The 24,618-nt window shown below is 71.2% G+C and carries 22 protein-coding genes and 2 pseudogenes; 9 read left to right on the forward strand and 15 right to left on the reverse strand.

The window, feature by feature from the left end; genetic code table 11:
* Nucleotides 1-203: pseudogene (locus tag DT019_RS38115) on the forward strand (Crp/Fnr family transcriptional regulator); the annotation flags it as partial.
* A 314-nt stretch (nucleotides 204-517) separates the two neighbouring features.
* Here DT019_RS38115 and DT019_RS38120 read toward each other — a convergent pair.
* Entirely contained in the window at nucleotides 518-985 is a 468-nt protein-coding gene (locus DT019_RS38120; protein ID WP_114041588.1) for an RICIN domain-containing protein, read from the reverse strand.
* Between the two features lie 191 nt (nucleotides 986-1,176).
* Here DT019_RS38120 and DT019_RS38125 point away from each other — a divergent pair, with 191 nt between their 5' ends.
* Both DT019_RS38125 and DT019_RS38130 read left to right on the forward strand, forming a co-directional pair.
* On the forward strand, nucleotides 1,177-4,911 hold the full coding sequence (locus DT019_RS38125; protein WP_147267412.1) for a hypothetical protein: 3,735 nt from the start codon (nucleotides 1,177-1,179) through the stop codon (nucleotides 4,909-4,911).
* 156 nt (nucleotides 4,912-5,067) lie between these two features.
* A complete protein-coding gene (locus tag DT019_RS38130; protein WP_114041590.1) occupies nucleotides 5,068-6,294 on the forward strand; it encodes a PP2C family protein-serine/threonine phosphatase in 1,227 nt (408 codons plus the stop codon).
* 70 nt (nucleotides 6,295-6,364) lie between these two features.
* Here the strand turns inward: DT019_RS38130 and DT019_RS38135 are convergent, their stop codons facing one another.
* The 3 genes from DT019_RS38135 to DT019_RS38145 all read right to left on the reverse strand — a co-directional run bounded on the left by DT019_RS38135 (nucleotide 6,365) and on the right by DT019_RS38145 (nucleotide 8,673).
* Complete coding sequence (locus tag DT019_RS38135) at nucleotides 6,365-6,928, reverse strand: TetR/AcrR family transcriptional regulator (RefSeq protein WP_114041591.1); 564 nt, start codon at nucleotides 6,926-6,928, stop codon at nucleotides 6,365-6,367.
* A gap of 157 nt (nucleotides 6,929-7,085) precedes the next feature.
* Nucleotides 7,086-8,477 (reverse strand): amidase, encoded by a 1,392-nt coding sequence (locus tag DT019_RS38140; RefSeq protein WP_114041592.1) that lies wholly within the window; start codon nucleotides 8,475-8,477, stop codon nucleotides 7,086-7,088.
* Complete coding sequence (locus tag DT019_RS38145) at nucleotides 8,464-8,673, reverse strand: hypothetical protein (protein ID WP_114041593.1); 210 nt, start codon at nucleotides 8,671-8,673, stop codon at nucleotides 8,464-8,466. Before DT019_RS38145 ends, DT019_RS38140 begins: the two co-directional genes overlap by 14 nt.
* A 288-nt stretch (nucleotides 8,674-8,961) precedes the next feature.
* Here DT019_RS38145 and DT019_RS38150 point away from each other — a divergent pair, with 288 nt between their 5' ends.
* Both DT019_RS38150 and DT019_RS38155 read left to right on the forward strand, forming a co-directional pair.
* The gene (locus DT019_RS38150) at nucleotides 8,962-9,876 is read left to right on the forward strand and encodes an MBL fold metallo-hydrolase (protein WP_114041594.1); all 915 of its coding nucleotides are present in this window, start codon (nucleotides 8,962-8,964) and stop codon (nucleotides 9,874-9,876) included.
* Nucleotides 9,877-10,081: 205 nt separating this feature from the next.
* Nucleotides 10,082-10,933, forward strand: coding sequence for a class I SAM-dependent methyltransferase (locus tag DT019_RS38155; RefSeq protein WP_114041607.1), 852 nt, complete (start codon nucleotides 10,082-10,084; stop codon nucleotides 10,931-10,933).
* Between the two features lie 487 nt (nucleotides 10,934-11,420).
* Here DT019_RS38155 and DT019_RS39255 read toward each other — a convergent pair whose 3' ends face one another.
* Nucleotides 11,421-11,624 (reverse strand): hypothetical protein, encoded by a 204-nt coding sequence (locus DT019_RS39255; protein ID WP_147267413.1) that lies wholly within the window; start codon nucleotides 11,622-11,624, stop codon nucleotides 11,421-11,423.
* 91 nt (nucleotides 11,625-11,715) lie between these two features.
* Nucleotides 11,716-12,543, reverse strand: a complete 828-nt coding sequence (locus DT019_RS38160) for a class I SAM-dependent methyltransferase (protein WP_114041595.1) — start codon at nucleotides 12,541-12,543, stop codon at nucleotides 11,716-11,718.
* 212 nt (nucleotides 12,544-12,755) lie between these two features.
* On the opposite strand from DT019_RS38160, the gene DT019_RS38165 reads away from it, so the two are divergent.
* The 4 genes from DT019_RS38165 to DT019_RS38185 all read left to right on the forward strand — a co-directional run bounded on the left by DT019_RS38165 (nucleotide 12,756) and on the right by DT019_RS38185 (nucleotide 15,643).
* The gene (locus DT019_RS38165; RefSeq protein ID WP_114041596.1) at nucleotides 12,756-13,190 is read left to right on the forward strand and encodes a TetR family transcriptional regulator; all 435 of its coding nucleotides are present in this window, start codon (nucleotides 12,756-12,758) and stop codon (nucleotides 13,188-13,190) included.
* A 153-nt stretch (nucleotides 13,191-13,343) separates the two neighbouring features.
* Nucleotides 13,344-13,874, forward strand: a complete 531-nt coding sequence (locus DT019_RS38170) for a MarR family winged helix-turn-helix transcriptional regulator (RefSeq protein ID WP_147267414.1) — start codon at nucleotides 13,344-13,346, stop codon at nucleotides 13,872-13,874.
* 293 nt (nucleotides 13,875-14,167) lie between these two features.
* Nucleotides 14,168-14,827 carry an ANTAR domain-containing protein gene (locus DT019_RS39260; RefSeq protein ID WP_147267415.1) on the forward strand — a complete coding sequence of 220 codons (660 nt, stop codon included), beginning with the start codon at nucleotides 14,168-14,170 and terminating at the stop codon, nucleotides 14,825-14,827.
* A 54-nt stretch (nucleotides 14,828-14,881) separates the two neighbouring features.
* Entirely contained in the window at nucleotides 14,882-15,643 is a 762-nt protein-coding gene (locus DT019_RS38185; protein ID WP_114041599.1) for an ANTAR domain-containing protein, read from the forward strand.
* 60 nt (nucleotides 15,644-15,703) lie between these two features.
* On the opposite strand, the pseudogene DT019_RS38190 reads toward DT019_RS38185, so the two are convergent.
* The 9 genes and pseudogenes from DT019_RS38190 to DT019_RS38230 all read right to left on the reverse strand — a co-directional run.
* A pseudogene (locus DT019_RS38190) lies at nucleotides 15,704-16,294 on the reverse strand (dihydrofolate reductase family protein); the annotation flags it as partial.
* Nucleotides 16,291-17,154, reverse strand: coding sequence for a metalloregulator ArsR/SmtB family transcription factor (locus DT019_RS38195; protein WP_114041600.1), 864 nt, complete (start codon nucleotides 17,152-17,154; stop codon nucleotides 16,291-16,293). The gene DT019_RS38195 and the pseudogene DT019_RS38190, both read right to left, overlap by 4 nt.
* Before the next feature lie 141 nt (nucleotides 17,155-17,295).
* Nucleotides 17,296-18,324, reverse strand: a complete 1,029-nt coding sequence (locus DT019_RS38200; protein WP_114041601.1) for a hypothetical protein — start codon at nucleotides 18,322-18,324, stop codon at nucleotides 17,296-17,298.
* 623 nt (nucleotides 18,325-18,947) lie between these two features.
* A complete protein-coding gene (locus DT019_RS38205; protein WP_114041602.1) occupies nucleotides 18,948-19,745 on the reverse strand; it encodes an alpha/beta fold hydrolase in 798 nt (265 codons plus the stop codon).
* A gap of 57 nt (nucleotides 19,746-19,802) precedes the next feature.
* Nucleotides 19,803-20,702, reverse strand: a complete 900-nt coding sequence (locus DT019_RS38210) for an aldo/keto reductase (RefSeq protein ID WP_114041603.1) — start codon at nucleotides 20,700-20,702, stop codon at nucleotides 19,803-19,805.
* Entirely contained in the window at nucleotides 20,699-21,565 is an 867-nt protein-coding gene (locus DT019_RS38215) for a helix-turn-helix domain-containing protein (protein ID WP_114041608.1), read from the reverse strand. The genes DT019_RS38210 and DT019_RS38215 overlap by 4 nt, the downstream gene beginning before the upstream one ends.
* Nucleotides 21,566-21,669: 104 nt before the next feature.
* On the reverse strand, nucleotides 21,670-22,668 hold the full coding sequence (locus DT019_RS38220) for an L-threonylcarbamoyladenylate synthase (protein WP_114041604.1): 999 nt from the start codon (nucleotides 22,666-22,668) through the stop codon (nucleotides 21,670-21,672).
* 394 nt (nucleotides 22,669-23,062) lie between these two features.
* The gene (locus DT019_RS38225) at nucleotides 23,063-23,704 is read right to left on the reverse strand and encodes a carbonic anhydrase (RefSeq protein ID WP_114041605.1); all 642 of its coding nucleotides are present in this window, start codon (nucleotides 23,702-23,704) and stop codon (nucleotides 23,063-23,065) included.
* A 224-nt stretch (nucleotides 23,705-23,928) separates the two neighbouring features.
* The coding region (locus tag DT019_RS38230) for an anti-sigma factor domain-containing protein (RefSeq protein ID WP_114041606.1) at nucleotides 23,929-24,618 on the reverse strand (690 nt) is incomplete at its 5' end.

A 24,618-nucleotide genomic window follows, 5' to 3' on the forward strand; every position in this document is an offset into this window, starting at 1 on the left:
GTACCGGTGAGGCCGAGCAGGGTGTCATCGGGCTCCAGCAGGCGGGGATCCCGGACGAGATCGAGCCGAGCCTGTCGGTGCGGTTCATGGGCATCGACGAGCAGGCGATCATCTCGTACCTGGTCACCGCCTACTACTCGGCCGCGATCCTGGTGCCCGACGCGCTCGGCGTCCTGGAGAACGTCGAGGTCAGCCGCTGGCGCGGTACCGCGGGCCCCGGTGCTCCCACCGCGGAGCCCCCCAAGCCCCCCGCTCAGAGGAGCTGACGCCCCGCCCCGTGCCGGGGACTGCCCGGCCCGGATCGAGAGCGCGTTCAAGGACGACGGCCTTGGACGCGCCCGAGGCGTTCCCCGCCGCCGTGTCCTTCGTCGTCGACGAGAACCACCAGGCCGGGCCACCAGGGTGCCCCGCGCGGTCCACGTACGCGATCGCGCTCGTGATCTGTTCCAGCACCTGCTCGAAGGTGTCCGCTGACCGGGCCCGGCCCGGAACATCATGTTCCGGGCCGGGCCGCCGTTCAGAAGTCCCAGCTCTGACTGGCTGCGCCGTTGCAGCTCCAGCTCACCAGGAGCTGTCCGTTCTCCGGCCGACCGGCCAGGATGTCGAGACACTTTCCATTCATCCGGCTACGGATCTCGTTGCCGTTCCTGAACCACTTCTGGTTACTGCCGCCGTCGCAGTCCCACATGCTCACCGATCCTTGGTCGCCCTGGACGAAGGCGTAGATCTCGAGGCACTTTCCGTTCAGACCGGAACGGATCTGCTCCCCGTCCCACCGCCACTGCTGATTGGTGTTGCCGGTGCAGTCCCATGTCACGGTGGAGGCGCCGTTCTCCTGATGGAACATGAAGATGTCGGCGCACCGTCCGTTCAGGTTGGACTTGAGCAGGGGCGCCGCGGCGTGTGCGGGCGAGCCTGTCAAGGTGCCGCCGACCGCGAGCCCAATGGCCGCCAGCAGCGGCATCAGTCGTCCCACAGCTCTCATGATTTCCCTCCGTACAGCCCTTGCGCGGTTGCGCTGGACCCTGTCTAGCGGCCGAGGATTGTCCGGCGCCGGGACGGGGACGCCGGACAACAACAGCTGGACAACGGCCACGCGGCGCGGCTGCGGACAGGCCCCGGAAGAGGAAGACCATGCCACGCGCCGAACGCCCGCTCGACCCGGACGATGGTCCGTTGACGCGATTCGCCGCTGACCTGCGGAAGCTGCGCGAGAAGGCGGGCCGGCCGCCCTACCGGGCCCTGGCCACCAAGGCGCACTATTCGTCCACGACGCTGTCGGACGCCGCGAGCGGGCGCACGTTTCCGAGCCTCGGCGTCACGTTGGCGTACGTGGCGGCGTGTCAGGGTGACTGCCGCGCGTGGGAAGCCCGGTGGCACGCGACCGCCGCCGAGATCGCCGTCGGTGAATCGTGCGACGAGCCGGGGGACACCAGCCTGCTGAGCGCCCCGTACGCCGGGCTTTCGGCCTTTCAGCCGGAGGACGCCGACCGCTTCTTCGGGCGCGAGCGGCTGACCGGTGAGGTGCTGGCGAAGGTGCGTGACCGCCGGTTCCTGGTGGTCCTGGGGCCGTCCGGGGCAGGGAAGTCCTCGGTGCTGCGGGCAGGGCTCGTCGCGCGAGCGCGGGCATGGGGGTGGCCGGTGATGCTCTTCACGCCGGGTCCCCATCCCGTGGAGGAGTGCGCGATCCGCCTGGCCGACGCGACGGGCGAGGCGCCCGGCGCGTTGATCACCGAGCTGCGCGACGATCCCCTGGCGCTGCACCTGCGGCTGCGGCAGGCCACCGCCGACCGTGCGCCGGACATCGACACGCTGATCGTGGCCGACCAGTTCGAGGAGGTGTTCACCCTCTGCCGGGACAAGGACGAGCGGGACGCGTTCATCGCCATGCTGATCGCGGCCACCACGGCAACGACCAGCCGGACCCGGGTGGTACTCGGAGTGCGGGCCGACTTCTACGGTCGCCTCGTCCAGGACACCCGGCTGGTCGAGGCGATGCGCGACGCGCAGATCGCGGTCGGTCCGATGACCAACCAGGAGCTGCGGGAGGCCGTCACCCGGCCGGCCGCGCTTGCCCAGTGCACCGTGACGGGACCGCTGTTGGCAGCCGTGGTCGCCGACGCGACCGGTCAGCCAGGGGCACTGCCACTGGTCTCCCACGCGATGGCCGAGACCTGGCGCCGCCGCAGCGGCAACCGCCTGACCCTGGACGGCTACCTGGCGGCCGGCGGCATCCAGCACGCGCTCGCGCAGACCGCCGAGGCTGCTTACCAGGCGTTGTCGCCGGTTCGGCAGGGCCTCGCCAGATCCCTGTTCCTTCGCCTGACCGCGTTGGGGGAGGGGACCGAGGACACCAGGCGCCGCATCACCAGGGACGAGTTGGACCCGAGCCCCGACACCGCCTTCGTGCTCGAATCCCTGGCCCGGCAACGGCTGGTGACGCTGGACGAGGAGTGCGTCGAGATCACTCACGAGGCGATCATCCGGTGCTGGCCGAGGCTGCGCGGCTGGCTGACCGAGGACCGGGAGCGGCTGCTGCTGCACCGCCAGCTCACTGAGGCGACCGCCGGTTGGGAGGCGCAGGACCGCGACCCGCACGCCCTGTTCCGCGGTGCCCGCCTTGCGGCGGCACTGGATCTGGCCGCGGCGGACGGCAGCCGACTGTCCTCCAGGGAACGACGCTTTCTCGGCGCGAGCCGGGAAGCGCAGGCAGACGAGACAGCGGCGGTCAGGCGGCGCACGGTCCGCCTGCGGCAACTGGTCATCCTGCTCACCGTCCTGGTGTGCGTCGCCGCCACCGCGGGCGTGCTGGCCGTCGGCTCCCGCAGCTCAGCCATCCAGCAGCGCAACGTGGCCATCGCGCGGAAAGCGGCCGCGGACGCGGCGGAGGTGCGGCAGCACAATCCTTCGCTCGCCGCACAACTGAACCTGGCCGCCTACCGGTTGGCCGCCACCGACGACGTCCGCGATCACCTGATGACCACGTTCGCTACGCCGTACACGAGCCGGCTCGCCGGGCACACCTCCGATGTGGTCTCGATTTCCTTCGCCCCCAAGAGCACGGTCCTGGCCACCGCGAGTTGGGACCGGACGTTCCGGCTGTGGGACGTCGCGGACGCCCACCGACATGTCCAACTGGCCGTCCTGGAGCAGTCTTCGAGGCCGCTGGCCGTCGCGTTCGGGCAGGGCGGCGGTGTGCTGGCGACGGCGAGTGAACGATCGGTGCGGCTGTGGGACGTGACGAACCGGCGCGCGCCCATCGGGCTGAGCACGCTGCCGGACCAGCCGGCCGCTCCGACGTGGGTGGCGTTCCGGCCCGGCGGCGACGTCATGGCCACCGGCCACACCGACGGCACGACAAGGCTGTGGAACACGAACGATCCGCGGCATCCGGGGCTGGTCTCCATCCTCCCTGGCCACACCGCCGCGGTGACCTCGATGACGTTCAGCCCCGACGGTCACTCGCTGGCGACCACCGGCGACACCACCGCCCGCCTGTGGGACGTCACCGACCCCGCCCATCCGCACCAGGTCGACGTGCTGCACGGCCACACCGACACGGTGGCCTCGGCGGCGTTCAGCCCGGACGGCCGGACCGTGGCGACCGGCAGCTGGGATCACACCGTACGGATCTGGGACATCGGAACCAGCCCGCGGACACAGCCGCCGGTGGTGCTGCTCGGTCACCCCACGATCGTCTGGTCGGTGGTGTTCAACACCGACGGCCGGACCCTCCTCTCGGTCGGGGGATCCACTGTGCTCTGGGACGTCACCGACCGGGCGCGCCCGAAGCGGATCAGCACGATTCCGGGCGGTGCCTACCAGGCCGCGTTCAGCCCGGACAACCGCGTGCTCGCCAACTCCGACCGGCTGCTGGACCTGCGCGACCTGACGCTCGGGACCCACGACGACGTGGTCACGTCGCTGGCGTTCGCCCCCGGCGGCCACCTGCTCGCCAGCGCGAGCTGGGACGGCACCGCACGGCTGTGGCAGGTCGTCGACGGCCGGGCCCTGCGACCGTTGGCGGTCCTGCGCGGGCATATTAAGTTCGTCCGGTCGGTGGCGTTCAGCGCGGACGGGCGCATTCTCGCCACCGCCAGCGAGGACACCACCGTCCGCATCTGGGAGGTGAGCGATCCGCTCAACCCGCGGCTCACATCGGTCCTCACTCCCGACGCCGGCGAGGTCGGCGGGGCGGCCTTCGGCCCGGGCGGCCACCTGCTGGCCGTATGGGCCCAGCACGCGACCGGACTGTGGGACCTGACCGAGCCTGGCAGTCCCCGGCCGCTCAGCCGGATCGGCGAGGGCGGGTCGGACGTCACGATGGCGTCCTTCCGGCCGGACGGCCGCACGCTGGTGACAAGCACGGGCGAGTCCGGCTCGCTGCGCTGGTGGGACATCGGCGATCCAAGCCGCCCCCGGGAAATGCCGTCCCCCTTCCCGTCCAGCCCGCTGACCAATGGCGTCTTCAGCCCCGACAACCGGCATTTGGCCGCCGTCCACCGGCAGGACAAGACGGTCTGGCTGATCGACATCGGGGACGGCCCGCCGGAGAAGGCGAGGCAGCTACCGGCGTCCGGCTCCCCGCTCTACGCGCTGGCCTTCTCCGCGGATGGCCGCCGACTGGCAGCCGGCGGCGCGGACGGCACGATCCAGCTGTGGGAGGTGAACGGGCAGGCCGCGCCCACCGTCCTCACCGGCCACGCCAACCCGGTACCGGCCGTGGCGTTCGGCCCGCACGGCGACACCCTGGCCACCGGCGGCAACGACTTCACGATCCGGCTGTGGGACACCGACCCGGAAAGAGTCGCCACCCGCATCTGCGACAGCGCGTACCCGCGGATCACCAAAGCCGAATGGGAACGGTACTTCGCAGTGGTCGACTTCACCCCGCCCTGCCCGGCCACTTGACCGCCCGTCCGGCCCGTACCACCCGCCCAGCGCGCATCGCGGTCGAGCCGGGGCGCGGGTGTTCCTGACGGCTCCCCGTGCGCGGTGTGCCCCATCACGACGGGTGAGTTCTCCGGTTCTCGGGGAATAAGTGGCCTCAGACGGTGGGAGGTTGCCATGGAGTGCAGGGATCTGGAACTGGGCGAACTGCTCGCCGCCGCGGAGTCCGCGCCGCCGGGGGAGTCCGTCGGCGTCATCGCGCACGATCTGCGCAAACGCTTCGGGGCGGAGAGCGTGTCCTTCCTGTTCGTCGACCTGGTGGGGCAACGGCTGCTGCGTCTGAGCGCGCCCGCCGAGGGAGACCTGGCAGACGCCGCAGAGCTGATCGATGTACAAGGCAGCGTCTACGACACCGTCCTGCGCAGCCAGCGTCAGCATGTGCAACCGGACGGTCAGGGCGGACAGCGCGTGGTCTCGCCCGTGACCAATCGTGGTGACTGCATCGGTGTCCTCGAGGTGACGTTGCAGTACGCCGACGCCACGGTGCTCGCACAGATCAGCGAAGCCGCTCACGCGCTGGCCTACATCATCGTCACGGACCGCCGCTTCACCGACCTGTACCACGCAAGCCGGCGCACCACCCCGACCAGCCTGGCCGCCGAGATCCAGCATCAGTTGCTGCCTTCGGCCTCCTGCTGCGAGGCTCCCGAGTTCACGCTGGCCGCAGGGCTGGTCCCCGCCGACGACATCGGCGGCGACACCTACGACTACACCCTCGACCGGGACACCCTGCATCTGTCCATCACCGATGCCATGGGCCACGACACCGACTCCGCCCTCCTGGCCACGCTGGTCACCGCCGCACTGCGCGGAGCGCGCCGCGGCGGTTGCGACGCCCTCCAGCAGGCCCGACGCGCACACGAGGCCCTGCTGGCACACAACCGCGGGCTGGCCACGGGCCAACTGCTCTGCATTCGTCTCGCAACGGGCACATGCGACCTGGTCAACGCCGGACACCCCTGGCCCTGGCTCCTCCGGGCCGACGCTGCCGAGGCGGAAGAGGTCGAGCTCGCGGTCAACCTGCCGTTCGGCGTGCCGGCCCCCACCTCCTACCAACTCCAGCGACTCCAACTGCACCCCGGAGACCGCCTGGTGCTCCTGACGGACGGCATGCAGGACCGCGGGGCCGCGGGTGTCGATCTGTCCTCGCTCGTGTGCGAGACGCGCTCAGCTCACCCCAGGGAGGTCGTAGGTGCCCTGACGGCAGCGGTATTGGACGCCTGCCGCGGCAGCCTCAAGGACGACGCCACCGTCGTCGCCCTGGACTGGCACGGCAGTGGCGGTGCCAACGACCGCAGGGCAGCGGGGAACTCGTCTCGCCGAAGGGCCGCTCCCTCCGCGTGATGGGGTGATGAGCGGGAGCGGCCCTTTGCTCGGCACCCGCCCACCGGGGCCGGGGACGCGCTCTGTGAGGTCAGGGAGCGGTGGGGGCGAGGAGCGTGCTGACGAGCTGGTGCGCGTAGGGCGTGCTGAGGTCCTGTGGGCGGAAGAGGATGCGGTACATGAGGGGCGCGACCACGCGGTCGATGACGGTCTCGGTGCCGGGCGCCTCCTCTCCGCGTTCGTGGGCTCGGTTGAGGATGAGCTCGATCTGCTCGGCGGCGTAGGCGGAGCACTGGCCGGCGTTGCTGCCGTCGGGGTCGCCGAGGAGGGCGTCGCGGATGTAGGCGCGGCCAGCGGGGGAGGACATCTCGTCGAGGAACTGTTCGGCCCAGGCCGTCAGGTCGGGCGCCAGGCTGCCGTGGTCCGCCGGCGCGGTCTCGGGACGCAGATGCTCGACCGCGACGTCCGAGAGAAGTTCCTGCAGGTCCCCCCAGCGGCGGTAGACCGTCGACGGCGTGACACCCGCGCGCTGGGCGATCATCGGGACGGTGAGGGCGTCGCGCCCCACTTCCGCGGCGAGTTCGTGTACCGCGGCGTGTACTGACGCCTGGACGCGGGCGCTGCGTCCGCCGGGGCGTACCATCTGCCTGCTCATGGAGCCATCTTAAAGCGAATCCGTTGCGTCTGTCGGGTTGGGAGGCAGGGCTCGCCGCGCCTGCCCAGGCGCCGGACTGGCCGCCCTCGGCTGCTGTTCCCCACGCCGCGTACCCCGCGGCCGCCGCAGGACGCGGCCGCGGGGCAGCGGTGTTCGTTCATGCCGCGCGGGCGTGGGCGGCGGCGGGCCGGGACTGTTCGTAGGCGTGGCCGACGCGCAGGAGCACGGCCTCCCCGAGTGGCCGTCCAAGGAGCTGCATGCCGATCGGCAGTCCCGCGCTGTCGTGGCCCACGGGCAGGGACAGGGACGGCGCCCCGGTGATGTTGGCGGGGGACGAGAGGCGTACGTAGGCGTCGGAGACGCCTTCGACGGTGCCGTCGGCCCAGGTGAGGGTCTCCTGGCCGGCCCTGACGGCGGTGGTCGGAACGGTGGGGGCGGCGATGAGGTCGACCTCCTTGAACACGCGGGCCCATTCCTGGCGCATGAGCGTGCGGGAGCGCTGGGCGCGCAGGTAGTCCCCGGCCGTCATCAGTTCGCCGGCTTCGAGGAGGACGCGCACGTCGGACTGGTAGAGGTCGGGGACCGTGCGCAGGGTGTTCTCGTGGTAGGCGGTGGCTTCGGGCACCATCAGGCCCCACTGGGTGGCCTGGATGTAGCGCGTCATGGGGATCTCCACCTCGGCGAGGCGGGCGCCAAGATCCTGGAGCTGGTCGATGGCGCGGCGGACAGCCTCTTCGATCTCGGCATCGACGTGATCGAAGTAGTAGATACGCGGCACGCCGACCCGCAGGCCTGTCAGATCTGCGCCCGCCTGGGGCCGGTAGTCCGCGACGGGTGCGGCCAGTGAGGCGGGGTCGCGCGGGTCGTGCCCGGCCAGGGCGGTCAGGACCAGGCCCGCGTCCTCGGCGGTGCGGGTGATCGGGCCGACGTGATCCAGCGACCAGGACAGCGACGTGACGCCGTGGCGGGGGACGAGGCCATAGGTCGGCTTGAGCCCGACCACACCGTTGAGCGCGGAGGGCACTCTGATGGAACCGCCGGTGTCGGTCCCCAGGGCGAAGGTGGCCATCCCGGCGGCGACGGCGACCACGGATCCGCCGCTGGAGCCGCCGGCGACCCGGTCCGTGTCCCAGGCGTTGTGGGTCTGGGGAGTGGTCAGGCCGTAGGCGAACTCGTGCGTGTGGGTCTTGCCCAGCAGGACCGCTCCGGCCCGTGCCAGGCGGGCGGCGACCGTGCTGTCGGTGTGCGCGCGGTGGTCGGCGCGGACCCGGGAGCTGGCCGTCGTCGCTGACCCCGCGACGTCGATCAGGTCCTTGAGCGCCATGGGAATACCGTGCAGCGGACCGCGGTGCCGACCGGCCGCGATGTCGTGTTCGGCCTCCCGCGCGGCGCTGCGGGCGCGGTCGGCGGCGACGGTGACGTAGGCCTGAAGGCGCGGCTCCCTCAGCGCTATGTGTTCCAGGACGGAGTCCGTCAGCTCGACGGGGGACAGGCGCCGGGCGCGGATGGCGTCGGCGGCCGCGGCCAAGGTGAGTTCATACGGTTGCATCGTGGGTCTCCTCTCCCGCCCGGTAGGCAGGGGCGGGCGGGGTGTCGCCGAAGTCCAGCTCGCGCAGCAGGGCGACGACGGAGTGGATGTGGTCGGCCGTTGCGGCGACGGCGGCGTGGCGGTCGGCCGGCAGTGCCAGCCCGCTACGGGCAGCCCAGCGGGCCGCCTCGGGCGGGGTGAGTTCCGGTGTTGGCATGGGCGTCCTTCTCTGCGGGCTGTGAGCGCTCCGCGGATTTCCCGCGCTTCGCGGGGTCCGCCCGGTGGGCAGCTCGTTTTCGAGGGGCGAGGAGCCCCGCCGTAAAAGCTAAGTGGTTGCGTTAGCTGACCGTAGGGCCTAAAGTGAATTAACGCAAACGAGTAGCTTTTAGTGGTGGGCGGAGCAGCGGGACCCGTGCCCGCCGCCACACCGCGAGCGCCCGCCCCACCCGTCCCGGCCGTTCGCCCCCACGGCCCTTCCCGACGCGACTCGAAGGACAGCACGATCATGAGCACCGCACCCGCCAACCACCCGGCCGCCGCCCCCACCTGGACCGTGGGCGACGTAACCATCCACCGCATCGACGAGATCCCCCTGCCGCCCGCCACTGCCCCCTGGCTGCTGCCCGACGCCACCCCGGACCTCGTCGCAGGGCAGGACTGGCTCCGCCCCCACTTCGCCGACGACCAGGGCGCTCTGCACATCGACAGCCACAGCTTCGCCTTCACCCTCAACGGCCTGCGGGTCCTGGTCGACACCGGCATAGGCAACGGCAAGCAGCGGGCCAACCCCGCCTGGCACGAGCTGAACAGCGACTACCTGCACAACCTGACGGCCGCCGGATTCCCCCCGGCCTCGATCGACCTGGTGATCCTCACGCATCTGCATGCCGACCACGTCGGCTGGAACACGCGGAAGGCGCACGGCACTTGGGTGCCCACCTTCCCTAGCGCCCGCTACCTGACCACCCGTTCCGAGCGGGAGTTCTGGGCGGGATACGACATGGACGAGGCGCGCGCCGAGATGTTCCGGGACTCCGTGAATCCGGTGGAGGAGGCAGGGCTGCTCGACCTCGTCGACGTCCCCGCCGAAGGTGTCGAGATCGTCCCCGGACTGCGCCTGCTTCCCACCCCCGGCCACACTCCCGGACATGTCGCCGTCCAACTGACCAGCCACGGCCGGGCGGCTGTGATCACCGGTGACTGCATCCACCACCCCGTCCAGCTCGCACACCCCGCCATCGGCGCGTGCGTCGACATCGACCCCCAGCAGTCCGAGACCTCGCGCCGCACCCTGCTCGCCTCCCTCGCCGGCACGGACGCGCTCGTTCTGGGCACCCATTTCGCCCCGCCCACGGCCGGACACGTAACCCTCCACGAGGGCGGCTACCGCCTCTCGCCCGTACACGCCGACGCGCACTGATGCGCGGCCGGCGACCCGCAGCACGCATGAGCCACGCTTGAGCGTGCTCAGCCCGCGGTTCCGTCGAGGGCCCAGGGGCCGGGCCAGTCGGTCGTGGCGTCCAACGAGCCATGACCCGGTGAGCGGCGACCTGTCCGTCATGTGTCGGTCCATCGGGTACGACCCTCGCCGCCAGAGGCCCGACAACAAGTTCTACGCTGGCGCGGTGACTGATGAGCAGGAGCGGGAGCAGCCGTCGGGAGTCTGGGCCACGGCGGTGGGGGTGGCCCGAGTGCGGGCGCTGGAGAGCCAGCGGGAGGACGCGCTGTTCCGTGACCCGCTGGCGCAGGCCTTCGCCGCCGCCGGGGGCCTTTGGCCGTCTTCGCCGCACCCGCCCGGTGACGAGGCCGCGCGCCGCCGCCGGTTGGGCGTCGCGTTCTCCATCGTGGTCAGGACGAGGTTCCTCGACGACCTGCTGCGGCAGGCGTCCGCGTCCGGGGTGCGGCAGGTCGTGCTGCTGGGCGCCGGCATGGACAGCCGGGCCTTCCGGATGGACTGGCCCGAGGGCACCCGACTGTTCGAAGTCGACACGGCCGAACCACTGGAGTTCAAGGCTTCGGTGCTGCGCCAGGAGCAGGCTGTCGCACGCTGCGAGCGGATCACCGTCCCGGTGGATCTGCGTGACGACTGGCCGGGCGCGCTGGCCCCCGCAGGGCACGACCCGGCGGCGCCGACCGTGTGGATCGCCGAAGGCTTGCTGATCTATCTTCCCGAGGACGCGGTGGAGTTGCTGTTGGCCCGGATCAGCGCCCAGTCCGCGACGGGCAGTTGGATGGGGCTGACGTTGGGCTCACGTGGTGTGATCGAGCGCTTCGGCGCGGACGCGGTGCCGGGGTCGGCGGCGTCCATGTGGGTTTCGGAGATGCCCGACGACCCGGTGGGCTGGCTGGCCGGCCACGGCTGGGAGGCCAGTAGCCATACCCTGCGCGAGCGTGCCGCCGCCTACGGCCGCCCGTTCAGCACCCCGCCGCAGCGCGAGGAACAGCCCGGCGGACTGATCTCGGCGGTCCGCCGGTAGAGCGCCGCCGTGCGTGTGTTGGGGACATGGGGCCTTACTGAGCGGTGGGCGCTTCTTCGATCCTCCTGATGCGTGGGCTGCGGCCGCCCGCACCGCGCCGGGCTCCGCCGCACTGTCGCGTAGTCGGCGCAGGGTGGCAATGGCTGGCTGGGCCGCGTGGGGCCGTGCGCCGATCCACTCGCAGGCGGTGATGTCTAGCGGATGTCGTCCCGGTGTGGAGTGTGCCCGGGGTCGCGTCGCCGAGCGATGGCGTCCAGTTGCCTGCGTACGACGTCGTCGTCCTTTCACTCGGGGGTCGTCGGCGGTGCGGCCCAGAGCCAGCAGCAGTCCGAGCCGCACGGGCGCGTCCGGCTCGCTCTCACTGTGGTGGAGCAGCCTTGGCGCCACGTCGTCCGGCAGCGCGTCCGCATAGGCCAGCACCACCGGCAGAGTTCGGCGTACCTTCACGTCCGGATGACCGAGCCGCTCCAGCAACGCGGCCAGGCCCTTACCGCTCACGATGGACAGCCGCTGCGCCCACTCGCCGCACAGGCTCGATGCCTTCCGCGTCGTCGGGTACGCCCAGGTCGTCTTCCAGCACCTTGAGCGTGGCACTGCTGCGGTCCCCGGGGGCGTCGTGGTCGACGTCGAAGTCCCGGTGGACCACCGCTCGCCAGTCGAACGCGACACTTTCCTGATCATCTCCCTCCATGGCCGCATCGGCGTTGGACCTTCGCGGTCCGGGTGCGACCTGGAGCCGGGCGTGCTGAGCGCGGTCCGTGTGGACGACGTCCGAGTGCGCGCTACTGGTGCCCGGCGCGCCCCAGGAAGAGGCTTGTGGTGACCTTCAGTTGGGTGCGTCCCCCCTCGTCGTCGATGATGCGGCCGAGCTCGTCGAAGATCTGCTGGCGGGGGTGCGCGGGGAGGGCGCGGTAGCCGCCGTAGGAGGCGAACAGGCCGAGGAGGTCGGAGGTCGAGGGCTCGTGCAGGGAGGTGTAGAGGCGGTGGTCGGGGTCCCGGAACCGGTTGGCGGTCATGTCGCGCCATTGCCGGGCCTCGGAGCCGCGATGGACAGGGCGGGGGCGGGGATCGAGGAGGGTGTCCGCCGGCACCTCGATGCCGAGCCGGGTATGGGCGGCCCTGAGGAGGCCCGCCAGGTGGTCGCAGGTCAGGGCCCAGTGGTTCCAGAAGAGGGCTACGGCTCCGCCGGGTTCGAGTGCGGCGCGGGCCCGGGCCCAGCGCACGGCGGGATCGACCCAGTGCCATGCCTGTGCGCAGTACAAGAGGTCGTAGCGTCGCGTGGGGTGCCAGGTCTCGAAGTCGGCCACCTCGACGGTGACGCGGGGGAGGTGGGCGCAGCGCCGACGCAGTACCCGGGCCATGCGGGCGTCCGGTTCGACGCAGGTGACCGCGAGACCCGAGTGCGCGAACGGCAGGGTGGCCTTGCCTGTTCCGGCGCCTACCTCAAGCGCTGCCCCGTCTGTTGCCGCTGAGGCGAAGTCCCGTACGTCCTCGGTGAGTTGCGGGGGATAGCCGGGCCTGGCGGCGTCGTACTGCTCGGCGTCGTCCCCGAAGATGTGCCGCGCGGAACGCGGCGTCGTCGGGTCGTGGGCAGGTGTCCCGTACGGCATGGAACTCACGGTAAGTGTGCACAGCACCTCTCGGCACAGGTGACTGCCGTTTCTGGCCTGTTTGTTCTGACGGGTGGGGCCGCAAGGATCGGTGCGTCGGCGGGGGAGCGTGTGGCGGACGCGTTGCGGGGTGCGCCGAGGGTCGGGACGGGGGAGTTCTCTGTCGGTGAATGATTCCTTTCCGGCTTCTCTGTCAGCGATGGATTGCCAACGTGGACGAGGTGAACCGGGAGGCCGTGGTCTCCGAGGCGCTCACCCTGCTCGACGAGGTCGGCCTGGATGCCGTCAGTACACGGCAGCTGGCGAAGCGACTGGGTGTCGAACAGTCGTCGCTGTACTGGTACTTCCGCACCAAGAAGGATGGCGCACGCCTCCATGCCGGTTCCACTCCCGCCGCGGACCTCGAGCGGATCCGCTCCAAGATGTCGTTCCCCGTCGACTCGGGTGTGCCAGAACGTGACGCGCGGATGGCGATGCTGGCGGCCGGCTCCTTCACGGTCGGCTGCGTCCTGGAAGAGCAGGCGGATTCCGGTCCCGGCAGTGACTCGGACCGGCGCGCCGAGATGCCGCCCATCCACCCTGAATCCGCGTTCGAGGCGGGACCCTCCCTCATCGTGGACGGCTTGACCCCGCGCGTCACGCCATAGAACCCGGACCTGCCCGCCCCGTCCTGCCCGGCCGAGCCCGCCGGCGCCGAGCTCAATCAGGGGACTTTCGGTCAGAGTTCTTCGGGGTCGGGCGATGCCGAAGGCCGCAACAAGCTTGACCTCGATTGCACTTGAGGTTCTAGCTTCATGATCATGACGCACACGTGCACATTGAAGGACGCCACCGCGCAAGCTCCGCGGAACGGCACCGACGCACCCGACAGACGACCCATCGCCCTTGTCGCTTGGCACGCCACTGAGGCGGTTCTGCGGCACTCACAGGCCACGCTGGCACGCATCGACCTGACCCAGCCCCAATGGTGGGCACTCAACAACATCAGCCGGGCCGAGCACGGCCTGTCGAGGGAGGAGATCCTTGCCGTGGACGTCCCCTACGGCATGGGCGCCGAGGCTATGGTCCACGCGGCGGACGCGCTGGTGCACCGGGGCTGGCTCGTGCCCGACGCGCACGGCCGGCGGCACCTGACGGAGGAGGGCCTCGCAGGCCTGGCGGCGGCCAGGGAGCACATGGCTCAGGTGCGCGCGGACCTCGTCGGTGACGTCGCGGAGGAGGAGTACGCGGCGGCTGTATCCGTGCTCCAGCGCGTCATTGAGAATCTCGCCGCCAAGGACGGCGCCCGACGCGACGATGCGGGGGAGGAGGTGCGTGCGGGGGCGGCGTAGTGCCCGGGAGCATGCGGACGTCCGGTTCGATGGGGGTGACGGCGAGGTCCGCGCGCAGGGCTGAACGGCCTTGTGCGTTCCGGCGCCGCCCTTTCGGGAAGATCCTTCAAGCGCGGTTCCGATGCGACTCGACGTGCTGGCCCGCTCGGTACATACGCCTGGGAAGTCCGGTCTTCTGGGTGCCCCGGTACCCCCCCAGTCACTAGGCTGGAGAGGCGTTCGGCAGCTCCTTGCCGCACGGTCACGGCCGAGGAAAGCGGGTTCGCGTGGGCTCGACGGTGAGGGAACTCCTGGTGAGTCTGCCGGCGCAGGCAGGTGAGGGCCAGCGCCGGGCGTGGGCCCTGGCCTGCGCGAACGCCCTGGGGCTGGGCGGGATGGCCATCACGGTGAACCGGGAACTGGTGTGGTTCAGCGACGCCACCAGCGCCCGCCTCGAGGATCTGCAGGTCGTTCTCGGACAGGGCCCCGCCCTGGACTTCCCCGACCCGGCGGGGGCGGCCCGTGAGGTCCCCGACCTTGGCCAGCTGCTGGCCGAGCGGTGGCCGCAGTTCGCCCCCGAGGCCGAAGAGCTGGGTGTCGCCGCCCTGTTCGTATGGCCCGTGCACATCGGCGCCGTCCTGGCGGGGAGGATGACCGGCTACCGGCGCACGGTTGGCCCGCTGACCGCGCAGCAGCGGGCGGACGGCTGGCTGGTCGCCGACGCCCTGGCCGATCACGTCCTGGCGCATTGGCCGGCCACCGCAGAGGAAGGCGACGGCCCGGGCCGGGCGGGGGCAGTGGACCTGCACCGGGCCGAGATACACCAGGCCACCGGAGTCCTCAGCCACCTCCTCGGCGTCCCCCTGCCCGAAGCGCTGGACCGGCTGCGGGCCCGCGCCTACGCCCAGGGCCGCACCCTGACCGACACCGCCCGCGACCTCCTTGACCAGGAACTGCCCCATGACCCCGAGTAGCCCGGGCGAACGCACCCGCCACCACACCGGTGCACGAGTCAGAGAAGGACAGCCATGAGCAGGGAACAGCACATCGTCCGCACCTTCTTGGAACTGGCCGACACCCTCGTGGACGACTTCGACCTCATCGACTTCCTGCAGCAGATGACCGTCCGCTGCCAAGAACTCCTCGACATCACCGACGCGGCGGTCTTCCTCGCCCACCCCCCACCTCATCTGCACAGCCCCGCGCCCTGCAACCCCGGCCCCGCCCTCCAGCACGTGCTGGACGCCGCCTGCCGCCAGGGCCCCGCGTTCGACGCGCACCGCACCAGCCAGCCCGTTGCCACGGGTGACCTGGCCGAAGAGGCCGACCGCTGGCCCGAGTTCGCCCCCCGGCTCCACGCCGCCGGCTACACCGGCGCCACCGCCGTCCCGATGCGCCTGCGCCGCGACAGCCTCGGCAGCCTGCTCCTCCTGCGCACCGGCGACCGGCCCCTGAGCGCCGACGACCTGGCCCTCGCCCAGGCGCTCGCGGATGCCGCCACGATCGGCCTGCTCCAGGCCCGCACCATCAGCCAGCAGCACACCATCAACGAACAGCTCCACACCGCGCTGCAGACCCGCATCGTCATCGAACAGGCCAAAGGGCTCCTCGCCGCCCGCCGGAACATCAGCCTCAACCACGCCTTCGACGCCATGCGTGCCCACGCCCGAACCCACCGGATCCAGCTCCGCCAAGTCGCCATGGACGTCATCGACACCGGATTCACACCCGCCCCGCGCCCACGGCCGCGCACCCAGCCACCGGGTGCCCAGCAGACCGACACCGAGTAGTCCCGCTGCGCTCTGCCCGGCCCTTTCCCTCAGCTTCAACCCGGTCGGTTCAGCGGACCCGTCGTAGACGAGAGCCAGGGTGCCGTGCTCGCCCGCGGCCTGGCTGACCAGAGTCCACTGGCCCGCGGGCAGACCGTCGTCGAAGAGGCGGGGCCCGCCGCCGAGGAAGACGGGGAAGATGGTGAGTGCCAGACGGTCGACCTTGTCGGCCGCCAGCAGCGGCTTGATGGCGCTCGCGCTGGAGAGCACGAGAATGTCACCGCCTTCGGCTGCCTTCAGATCCCCGACCACTTCGCCGGCCGGCTTGTCCACGATCGTCGTCCGCTCCCACGGCGCCTCGTCGAGACTCGAGGAGAGGACTACCTTGTCGGTACCGACGAGCCACTTGGCGAAACCCTCGTCACGCGGGTCGGCGCCCTCCATCCCGATGACGGTCGGCCAGAAGCCAAGGAACCCCTCGGCGTTGACCCGCCCGAGCAGAGCCGTCGTGGCCGTCTCCCAGAGGCTCGTCAGATGGTCGCGGGCGACGTCCGAGACGGCGTATGGCATCACCCAGCTCATGTCCAGCGGGTTGTCCGGGGCGGCGTAGTGGCCGTCGAGGGAGAGGGCCAGGCTGGTGACGACTCTGCGGCCTGCGATCTGCTCGGTCACTTCATGCTCCCTGGCTTGGTGCTGTCGGTGGTTTCGGTGTCGTGTGAGTCGGCGGCGAGGGTTGCCGCGAGTTTGTCCAGGCTCTGGCCGAAGCCGACTTCGATGCCGGCGATGAAGTCCGCGGAGTCGATCGTGCTGTCCGCGATACGCCAGTGGACCTCGAGGTCTGAGCCTGTCTCCGTGCGCCTGAGTCCCATGTCGACGTGTGCGGTGAAGGCGAGTCCCCCGTCAGGAAGCAGCGGGGAGAGCCGGTAGGCGAGGTGCTCTCCGGGGTGGAGGTCCTCGACGAGCCCTTCCGCACGGCCGACGACCACGCGGGCGCCGTTGGTGTCTTCGGCGTCGCGGTACTCCTGGACGATCCGTCCCCCGGGCCGCGCTTCGAAGACGAGCTCGGAGACCCGGAGGTCTGCGGGAGTCCACCAGTGCGCGAGCAGGGCGGCTTCGGTCAGGTGTCGCCAGATCATGTCGGGGTGCCCCGGGAGTGACCGGTGGAACGTGAACGACCGGCCGTCGGCCCAGCCCGACTTCGTCGCCGCGAGCCGCTCCGTGCGGAGGCCGCGCTCGTAGCGGTCGTACGTCGAATTCGGGCCACCGATCTCTTCCGTGGTGTCGGCGATACGGCTGAGCACGGCCGCCAGGTCCCGCAGGGGGCCGGGTCGCAGTGCGTAGATGCGGCGCTGACCGCTGCGCTGGGAGGTCACGATGCCCGCGCGTTCCAGGGTCTGGAGGTGCTTGGTCGTCTGCGGCTGGCGTGCCTCGGCGAGCTCGGCGAGCACACCGACCGGGCGGGGCCGCTCGGCCAGCAGGTTGACCAGCCGCCAGCGGGCCGGGTCGGCCAGTACGGCGAGGAGTGCGTCCATGGCGTCGAGTATTCCTGATGGCGAATATTCGCGTCAAGGAATTTGTTGGCTTCCGTCGGGCGGAGCGAGCCCGCTCGCGGCGCTTTCCACGGCGTCACCCTTCGCGCGACCTACTCCCGGCCGGGCCAGGACGGCCCCTCTCTACCGTGCGCGACGGCAGGCGTACCGCTCGGGCCGCTTCGTCGCCGCGGCGACGGAACAGACCGGGCGGGTGCGGGCGGCATACGAACGAGCGGCCACAACCAGTCCGATGCCCAGCCCGCCGAAGGCCAGGCCGCCGAACTCGACGAACCAGGTGATCCCCGAACTGGAAGTGAACGGCAGTGACGGCTTGACCTTGGGCAGCACGCCGACTGCCGTGAGTGGGGCCATGACGGTGAGGAGGACCCCGTACATCGTCAGCGGGAGACCCGTCAGCCAGGCCGGAATCAACGGCAGCAGGCGCGGGACCCTGCGTCCGGCCAGGAGCAGGGTCCAGCGGGGGAACCTCTGCCCCCACCGGTACAGCAACCCGAGCAGCAGGAAGACCCCGATCAGCGCGGCCAGCACGGTCACGTCGATGCCCGCCGACGCGGTTGCCCTCGCCGGGCCCGACGCCCCGCGCGACAGCCGCCGCCAGTCATCACCCGTGACATCGAGCGCGTTGCCGCCCAGCGTCCAGATGGTCTTCGTTCCCGCCCACGGCAGAAGCCCGCACATGAGCAGGTACGCGGCCACCATGGTTCGCTTCGTGGCTCGGGAGGCGGGCGGGTGGGCCAGCGGGCCGTCGGAGCCGCCTGCATGCGGCTGCCCGCATCGCGGACAGGCGCCGCGGAGCCGTCGGCGGTACGACACGACGACGAGAAGCAGCAGGGCGGCGGCGACCGTGTTGAGCAGCACCTGGGCCAGCCCGGTGGCACTCTCGATCCCCGACAGCGTCGCAAGCGTCACGAAATAGATCGGCAGCCCGTTCATTCCCACGACGAACACCGGGAGTGCCAGGATCAACGCCGTCGCCACCGCAACCCGCCCGAAGGAGGCGAGAGTTCGGGTGCTGGCCAGGCAGGCGCCGCCGACGACAAGCGCGAGCGCCGCCAGGAAGAGCTGGGCCCCCGGCGCGTAAGCGGAGCGCTCCTTCCATTGCACGGTGGTGCCTGTCGTCGCCCAGGTGATCTCGACGGCGGCGTACAACGCTCCCCACAAGGCAGCCGCCGCGGGGACCCATAGGGGCCACCGCCGCCACCACAGTTTCCGCGCGGGGTGTGAGGTGGGTGGCCTGGGAACGCCAACCATCTTCGAGTTCGCAGGGACGGTCACTGTCACTCCCGTACATTCGGATCGACGACACTCCAACCCTCCCTGGGATCCTCGCTGTTGCCGTCCCTCCCACGGGCCATCCGACCTCCGTCGCCTGGGGGAAGGGTGGAGCGGGAGCATCGACGGGGGTAGGACACGTCTGGTGGGGTGGGCCCTGTTGAACGTGCGTCCGGCGAGCGCGGTGGCCTCGGCCGCGTGCCGGGCTCGGGGAACGGCGGGTGGACCGGTGTCGGCTGTTGGGCCCCGCCGCCGAGTGGATGGTTGTGCGCCGACGGATTCCGCGCGTGCACGCCCTGCGTGGAAGCCGTGACCTTTCAGCGGGAAGGTCTGGCGGGAGACGTCGCCCCCGGCGTCCCCGGCCCCGACTGCATGGGATCCGCGGGCAGTAACTACCCAGCGCCGAAACGGCGTTGGCCGGTATCGCGCACCTGCTGTGCGGTGACCGTCGCACCCTCGTGGCAGGTGTTGTCAGGTGAGTCGAGGGCCAGGGTTGGGTCCTACCTGTGGGTGGGTGATGACGGCTGAGGGAGGCGGCGGACGAAGTCCTCCAGCAGGGCGCAGAACGCCTCGGGTTGTTCCAGCGGCGCGAGATGTCCGGCGCCGGGAATGACGGCGGTCGGGCCCGCGTCGAGGTCGCGGGCCAGACCCTCGCCGCCGTCGTGGAAGTCCGGCATGTCGTGCTCGCCGACGCCGATCAGGGCCGGTATGCCGCTGAGTCTGCGCAGTGCCGCCGGGCCCGTGCCGAGAGGGTCGGCGGCCTGGGGCGGTTCGCCATGGGCGAGCTGTCGGGTCAGCTGGTGGCGAAGCATGCGGGCGGCGTGGGTGCGTAGCTCTTCGGTCGCCCCGGCCGCGGTCCACGCCTCGACGCCGGCCTTCACCGCGGCGTCCAGGTCGCCGGCGGCCAGCGCCGTTCGTTCGGCCTCCCACGCGGCGTCCAGCCGCGGAGAGGCGGGCTGGTCGTGGGGCCGATAACCCACCAGGACCAGGCCCTCCACCCGCTCGGGTGCCGTGACGGCTGCCTGGAGCGCCACCAGGGCGCCGAGTGAGTTCCCGGCGAGCACGGAGCGGTCGGCTCCGAGGTGGTCGAGTGTCTCGAGCACGTCCCTCCAGGGAGAGACCTCGCGGTGGTCGGGCACGGTGGCGTCGCCGTGGCCGGGCAGGTCCAGGGCGATGGCCCGCATGCCTGCCTTGGCGAGCAGCGGGAGGTGGGCGTCCCACATGGTGCGGTCGGTGGGGCGGGCGTGCAGCAGGACGACAGGTCGTCCTTGGCCTGCCTCAGTGGAGGGAAGCAGCATGGTTTGAGGTGCCTTCTTCGGTGAGGGGGTGGAGGAGGGGGCTCGCAGGGGTGTGGGTCACGCGGCGTCGGTGAGTTCGGCGAGTTCCGCGTCGGTCAGGCGCAGCGTTGCCGCGGCCAGGTTCTCCTCCAGGTGCGCGACCTTGGAGGTGCCGGGGATGGGCAGCACGACGTCGGAGCGGGCGAGCAGCCAGGCCAGCGCCACCTGGGACGGCCGGGCGCCGTGAGCGGTCGCGATCCGGTCGACCGGCCCGCCGGGGCGGGCGAGTTCGCCCGCGGCCACCGGTGCCCAGGGGATGAAGCCGATGCCGTGGCGGTCGCAGTGGTCCAGGACGTCGGCGGAGCTGCGGTCGGTGAGGTTGTAGCGGTTCTGGACGGTGGCGATCTCCGCGATCGTGCGCGCCCGCTCGATCTGGTCGACGGTGACCTGGGACAGGCCGATCGCGACGATCTTGCCCTCGTCCTGGAGCCGCTTCAGCTCGCCGACCTGGTCCTCCAGCGGGACCTGGGCATCGACGCGGTGCAGCTGGAACAGGTCGATGTGGTCCAGGCCGAGCCGGCGAAGGCTCATCAGGGCCTGTTGGCGCAGGTACTCCGGGCGACCGACCGGCGGCCACGCCTGGGGGCCCAGGCGCACCAGCCCGTCACGGGTCCTGATCGTGTCCGGTCCGTTGCGGGTCAGCCCGGCCTTCGTCGCGATGAGCACGTCGTCGGGGCAGGGGTGGATCGCCTCCCGGATGATCTCCTCGCTGACGTGAGGGCCGTAGGAGTCCGCGGTGTCGATCAGCTGCACGCCGAGTTCGACGGCCCGGCGCACCACGCGGACGCACTCCTCGCGGTCGTCGGGCTCACCCCACACGCCAGGGCCGGTCAGGCGCATGGCACCGAAGCCGAGACGGCTGACTTCCTTGCCGACGATCGTGAAGGTGCCGGCGGTGCCGGACGGGGCGGCGGTCATGAGCGGATGTCTTCTTCCTCTTCAGGATTGTCCTGGACGGTGGGAGCAGAGCCCTGCTCGGCCTGTTGACGCAACCGGGCCAGGGCGGCGGCACTGGCGCTGCCGGGTTCGGCGCTGTAGACGGACAGGTGCTGGCCCGGGGCGCTGGTGACGGCCAGCGCTTCGAAGTGCAGCCGCACCTCGCCCACTTGGGGGTGGCGGAAGTGTTTGTCCTCCTGGGTGCGGGGACGGACCTCGTAACGTGCCCACAGTCCGGCGAAGGCGGGGCTGCGCACGCTGAGTTCGCCGACGATCCGCTCGATGCGTTCGTCCCCGGGGAACTGCGAGGAGGATGCCCGCAGGTTGCTCACCGCGGTGTGCGCTGCCGTGTCCCAGTCGTGGTAGAACTCCCGGGCGTACGGATCAAGGAAGATCATCCGCAGCAGGTTGTCGTACCGGGCGAATCCGCTGTACAGCTCACGCGCCATCGCATTGGCGGCCAGTACGTCCTGCGCCGCGCCGACCACGAAAGCCGGCACGTCGCGCATGCCGTCCATCAGCCGCACCAGGTCCGGGGCGACGGCAGACGCTGCGACCGCCGTGGCGAAGACGGGCAGGCCGAGCCGGAAGAGATGACCGGCTGCGGCACCGTCCAGCCGCAGCGCCCCGGCGATGGCCCGGAGCACCTGCTCGGACGGATTGCGCTCGCGACCCTGCTCCAGGCGGATGTAGTAGTCCGTGCTCACCCCGGCCAGCAGCGCCACCTCGTCCCGCCGCAGCCCCGGCACACGCCGGTCTGTGCTGTCGAGGAGCCCGACGTCCCGTGGCGTGATCATCGCGCGGCGAGCACGCAGGTAGTCGCCGAGCTCGTTGTTGCTCTCCATGTCCGCCACGCTAGATCCATCGCGTGGCTGGGGCGTGGGTGCGGTGCACCCACCCAGGACCACCGACGCCCCGGCCGCCCGCATGGAAGAAAGCGTCTGCGTCCTCAGACGGTTGTGCGAGGCCCCGCTGCGCGGCGCAGACGGTTGGTGATCGCGAGTCCCAGCCCCTCCTGCGTCGGCAGGGAGGCCACGATGAGGTCGCATTCCTGGTGGTCGAGACTGCGCAGGAAGCCGTACAGCCCGCGCGCGTAGGCGTCCAGCGAATCAGGCAGGGTGACCACGGCGTGCGCCTTGACCTGAGTGTCGGCCAGGGTGGGCGGAAGCAGGACGCCGACCCGGCGGCCCTCCTCCTGCGCACGCTCCGCTTCGGCGATCACGTGCTCCGGCTCAACCAGGACGACTCGCGCCTGCGGTGCGTAATGGGACGGGTGCTGGCCGGGCACCCGGACGCGGCTGGACGTCGGGACCGCGAGCGGGCACCCCAGCACCGCCTCCAGATCCTCCCGGGTCACCCCGCCGGGCCGAAGAATGACAGGGACCTGGCCCGTCGCATCGACAATGGTCGATTCGACGCCCACCTCGCAGGGGCCACCGTCCAGCAGGAAGTCGACGCGATCACCGAGCTCCTCGCGGACGTGGTCCGCCGTGGTCGGGCTGACCTGCCCGAAGCGGTTGGCGGAGGGAGCCGTGATGCCGCCGCCGAACGCCCTGAGCAGCGCAAGCGCGAGAGGGTGGGCCGGGACGCGCACGGCCACCGTCTCCAGTCCGCCGGTCGCCTCCAGAGGAACGCGGCGGCCCCTCCGCAGAACCAGCGTGAGGGGGCCCGGCCAGAAACGCTGGGCCAACAGGCGAGCCGTCTCAGGCACGTCATCCACCCACTCGTCCAGCAGTTCCGCACTCGCGATGTGGACGATCAGCGGATGAGTGGAAGGGCGCCCCTTGGCCTCGAAGATCCGCGAAACCGCGGCAGCATCCTCGGCGTTGGCGCCCAGACCGTAGACGGTCTCGGTCGGCAGGGCCACCAAGCCCCCGGCCCGCAGCACGTCGGCCGCCCTCTCGACGTCGCCGATACTTGCCGTCACGCTCACAGTCCTCTTCTCCATTTCTTCCCGCTCTCCACGTTCTGAAGGTGCGCCTGGCGCAGGTTGTCGCCGAGCCGACGCCACCGCTCCGGCGGCACGGTCATGGCGGAGCTCCGCTCGCGGCGGAGCCCCGGCCGTCGGTCGGCGGGTTTTACGACCGCGGCCGGAGCCGTACCCCTCGGCCTCTGCTTGCTCGTCCCGGCAGGCTATCGATGCCGCCCCGCCGCGTACCGACAAGCGAGGACAGTCCCTCGTACGAGTCTGTGGCGCGTCGTCCCCGGAAGTGGGCTGCCCCCGCACTACCGCAGGGCCCGGCCTTGCCTCGAAGCGACCCGGGTCCCCCGCGCACGGGCGCGAAGGGCATCGTGCCCGCGTTCGGCGCTGCCCGGGAAGATGCCGTACGACGCCGCCGGTGTCAGGAGGCCAGCTCGCGGGATTCGAGGGAGAGACCACGTGTCGTGATCAACTGGGCGTTGCCGTCGGCGAGTTGATAGGAGAGGCCGACCACGGCTACGCGGCCGGCCTCTACCGCCTCGGCCAGGACGCGGGAGCGCTCCAGCAGCAGGTCGACGGTGTGGCATATGTGTTCGGCGATGAAGTCCTGGTCCTCCAACCGCCCGGCAGCCCGTGCGGACAGCACGCTGGGAGTCACCCGTTCGATTACGTCCCGCACGTAGCCGCCAACCGTCGTGCCGTCCTGGACGGCCGCCCGAGCCGCCCCGACCGCCCCGCACGCGTCGTGACCCAGCACCACGACCAGCGGCGCGCCCAGCACGCTCACCCCGTACTCGATGCTGCCCAGCACCTCAGGGCCCATGACGTGTCCGGCGGTGCGCACGACGAACAAGTCGCCCAGCCCGCGGTCGAAGATGATCTCCGCGGCCAGGCGGGAGTCGGAGCAGCCGAACAGCACCGAGAAGGGGCTCTGTGCCGGTGCCGTCTGAGCACGTCGTGCGGCGTCCTGATTGGGGTGCTCGGAAGCGCCGGTGACGAAGCGCTGGTTGCCGGCAAGCAGCAGGGCGAAGGCTTCGTCGGGCGTGGGCAGGTTTTCAGTCATGGCCGCAGGCTACGACCTGGCCCTCAAGGGCGTGCGACCAGGGCCCGGACTGTCGCGTTGCGCGGGGCACCCGGTCACCCGGAGCAGCGGTGAGCAGGCCGCACGAGGCCGCCTGCTCACCCAGTTCGCCATGAGATCGGGCCGGGCCTGCCTCTGTGCCCGAGCGGAGGCCTGGGGCGTCGCGGCCCGGGGCAGCGTGCTGTGTGGGCTCTCCCCGCGCGCGCTCAGGCACGGGGGATCGGCATGAGCGCCAGGGGGGCGGAGGTGGGACGGGTGGATCCGCCGGTCGGTTCGACGGTGATGCCCATGGCGGAGGCTTGGTCGAGGGGGCCGGTCAGCAGGACGGCGTCGCTGGTTCGGGCGGAGTTCAGGAGACCGGCCGAGCGCATGGTGCCGGAGTCGTCGTACCAGAGTTGGTAGACCTTGCCCGACGGGGGCCGGGGGAGGCCGGAGGCCAGGAACGCGGCCTGGTTACGGCTGCGCGCCACGACGAGCGTGCCGGTGGCGTTGTCTTCGAGATGTCCGGTGGTGACCTTGGCATCGGGGGCCGCGAGGACGTCAGCCAGCTGCTGGGACTTGCGCTGTTCTGCTTGTGCCTGGCTCCGCGCGGTGTCGGCCTGCTGGTGTTGCCAGACGGCGATGCCGCCGGACCCGAGGGCTGCGGCCAGGCAGGCGGCGAGGGCGAACCGGGCCAGGGCCCGCCTGCGGCCGGCGCGCGCCGCCACCGGGAGCACGGGCGTGGTGTGGGGTGGTTCCTGCCGTACGGTGGTGATGCTGCGCAGTACGGTCGTCTTGAGGGCGGCTGGGGGAGTGGTGGTCATGGCGAGTCCCAACCGTCCGGCGGTGGCGGCCAGTTCGCTGACTTCCTGGGTGCAGGACGGGCAGGCGGCGAGGTGGCGTTCGAACTCCTCGCG

The sequence above is a fragment of the Streptomyces sp. SDr-06 genome (genome assembly GCF_003324565.1).
Classification (GTDB): domain Bacteria; phylum Actinomycetota; class Actinomycetes; order Streptomycetales; family Streptomycetaceae; genus Streptomyces.

Coding starts and splice junctions, on each gene's coding strand:
- DT019_RS38120 (WP_114041588.1), bottom strand. CDS start 985: ATGAGAGCTGTGGGACGACTGATGCCGCTGCTGGCGGCCATTGGGCTC.
- DT019_RS38130 (WP_114041590.1), top strand. CDS start 5,068: ATGGAGTGCAGGGATCTGGAACTGGGCGAACTGCTCGCCGCCGCGGAG.
- DT019_RS38135 (WP_114041591.1), bottom strand. CDS start 6,928: ATGAGCAGGCAGATGGTACGCCCCGGCGGACGCAGCGCCCGCGTCCAG.
- DT019_RS38140 (WP_114041592.1), bottom strand. CDS start 8,477: ATGCAACCGTATGAACTCACCTTGGCCGCGGCCGCCGACGCCATCCGC.
- DT019_RS38145 (WP_114041593.1), bottom strand. CDS start 8,673: ATGCCAACACCGGAACTCACCCCGCCCGAGGCGGCCCGCTGGGCTGCC.
- DT019_RS38150 (WP_114041594.1), top strand. CDS start 8,962: ATGAGCACCGCACCCGCCAACCACCCGGCCGCCGCCCCCACCTGGACC.
- DT019_RS39255 (WP_147267413.1), bottom strand. CDS start 11,624: ATGGAGGGAGATGATCAGGAAAGTGTCGCGTTCGACTGGCGAGCGGTG.
- DT019_RS38160 (WP_114041595.1), bottom strand. CDS start 12,543: ATGCCGTACGGGACACCTGCCCACGACCCGACGACGCCGCGTTCCGCG.
- DT019_RS38170 (WP_147267414.1), top strand. CDS start 13,344: ATGACGCACACGTGCACATTGAAGGACGCCACCGCGCAAGCTCCGCGG.
- DT019_RS38185 (WP_114041599.1), top strand. CDS start 14,882: ATGAGCAGGGAACAGCACATCGTCCGCACCTTCTTGGAACTGGCCGAC.
- DT019_RS38195 (WP_114041600.1), bottom strand. CDS start 17,154: ATGGACGCACTCCTCGCCGTACTGGCCGACCCGGCCCGCTGGCGGCTG.
- DT019_RS38205 (WP_114041602.1), bottom strand. CDS start 19,745: ATGCTGCTTCCCTCCACTGAGGCAGGCCAAGGACGACCTGTCGTCCTG.
- DT019_RS38210 (WP_114041603.1), bottom strand. CDS start 20,702: ATGACCGCCGCCCCGTCCGGCACCGCCGGCACCTTCACGATCGTCGGC.
- DT019_RS38215 (WP_114041608.1), bottom strand. CDS start 21,565: ATGGAGAGCAACAACGAGCTCGGCGACTACCTGCGTGCTCGCCGCGCG.
- DT019_RS38220 (WP_114041604.1), bottom strand. CDS start 22,668: ATGGAGAAGAGGACTGTGAGCGTGACGGCAAGTATCGGCGACGTCGAG.
- DT019_RS38225 (WP_114041605.1), bottom strand. CDS start 23,704: ATGACTGAAAACCTGCCCACGCCCGACGAAGCCTTCGCCCTGCTGCTT.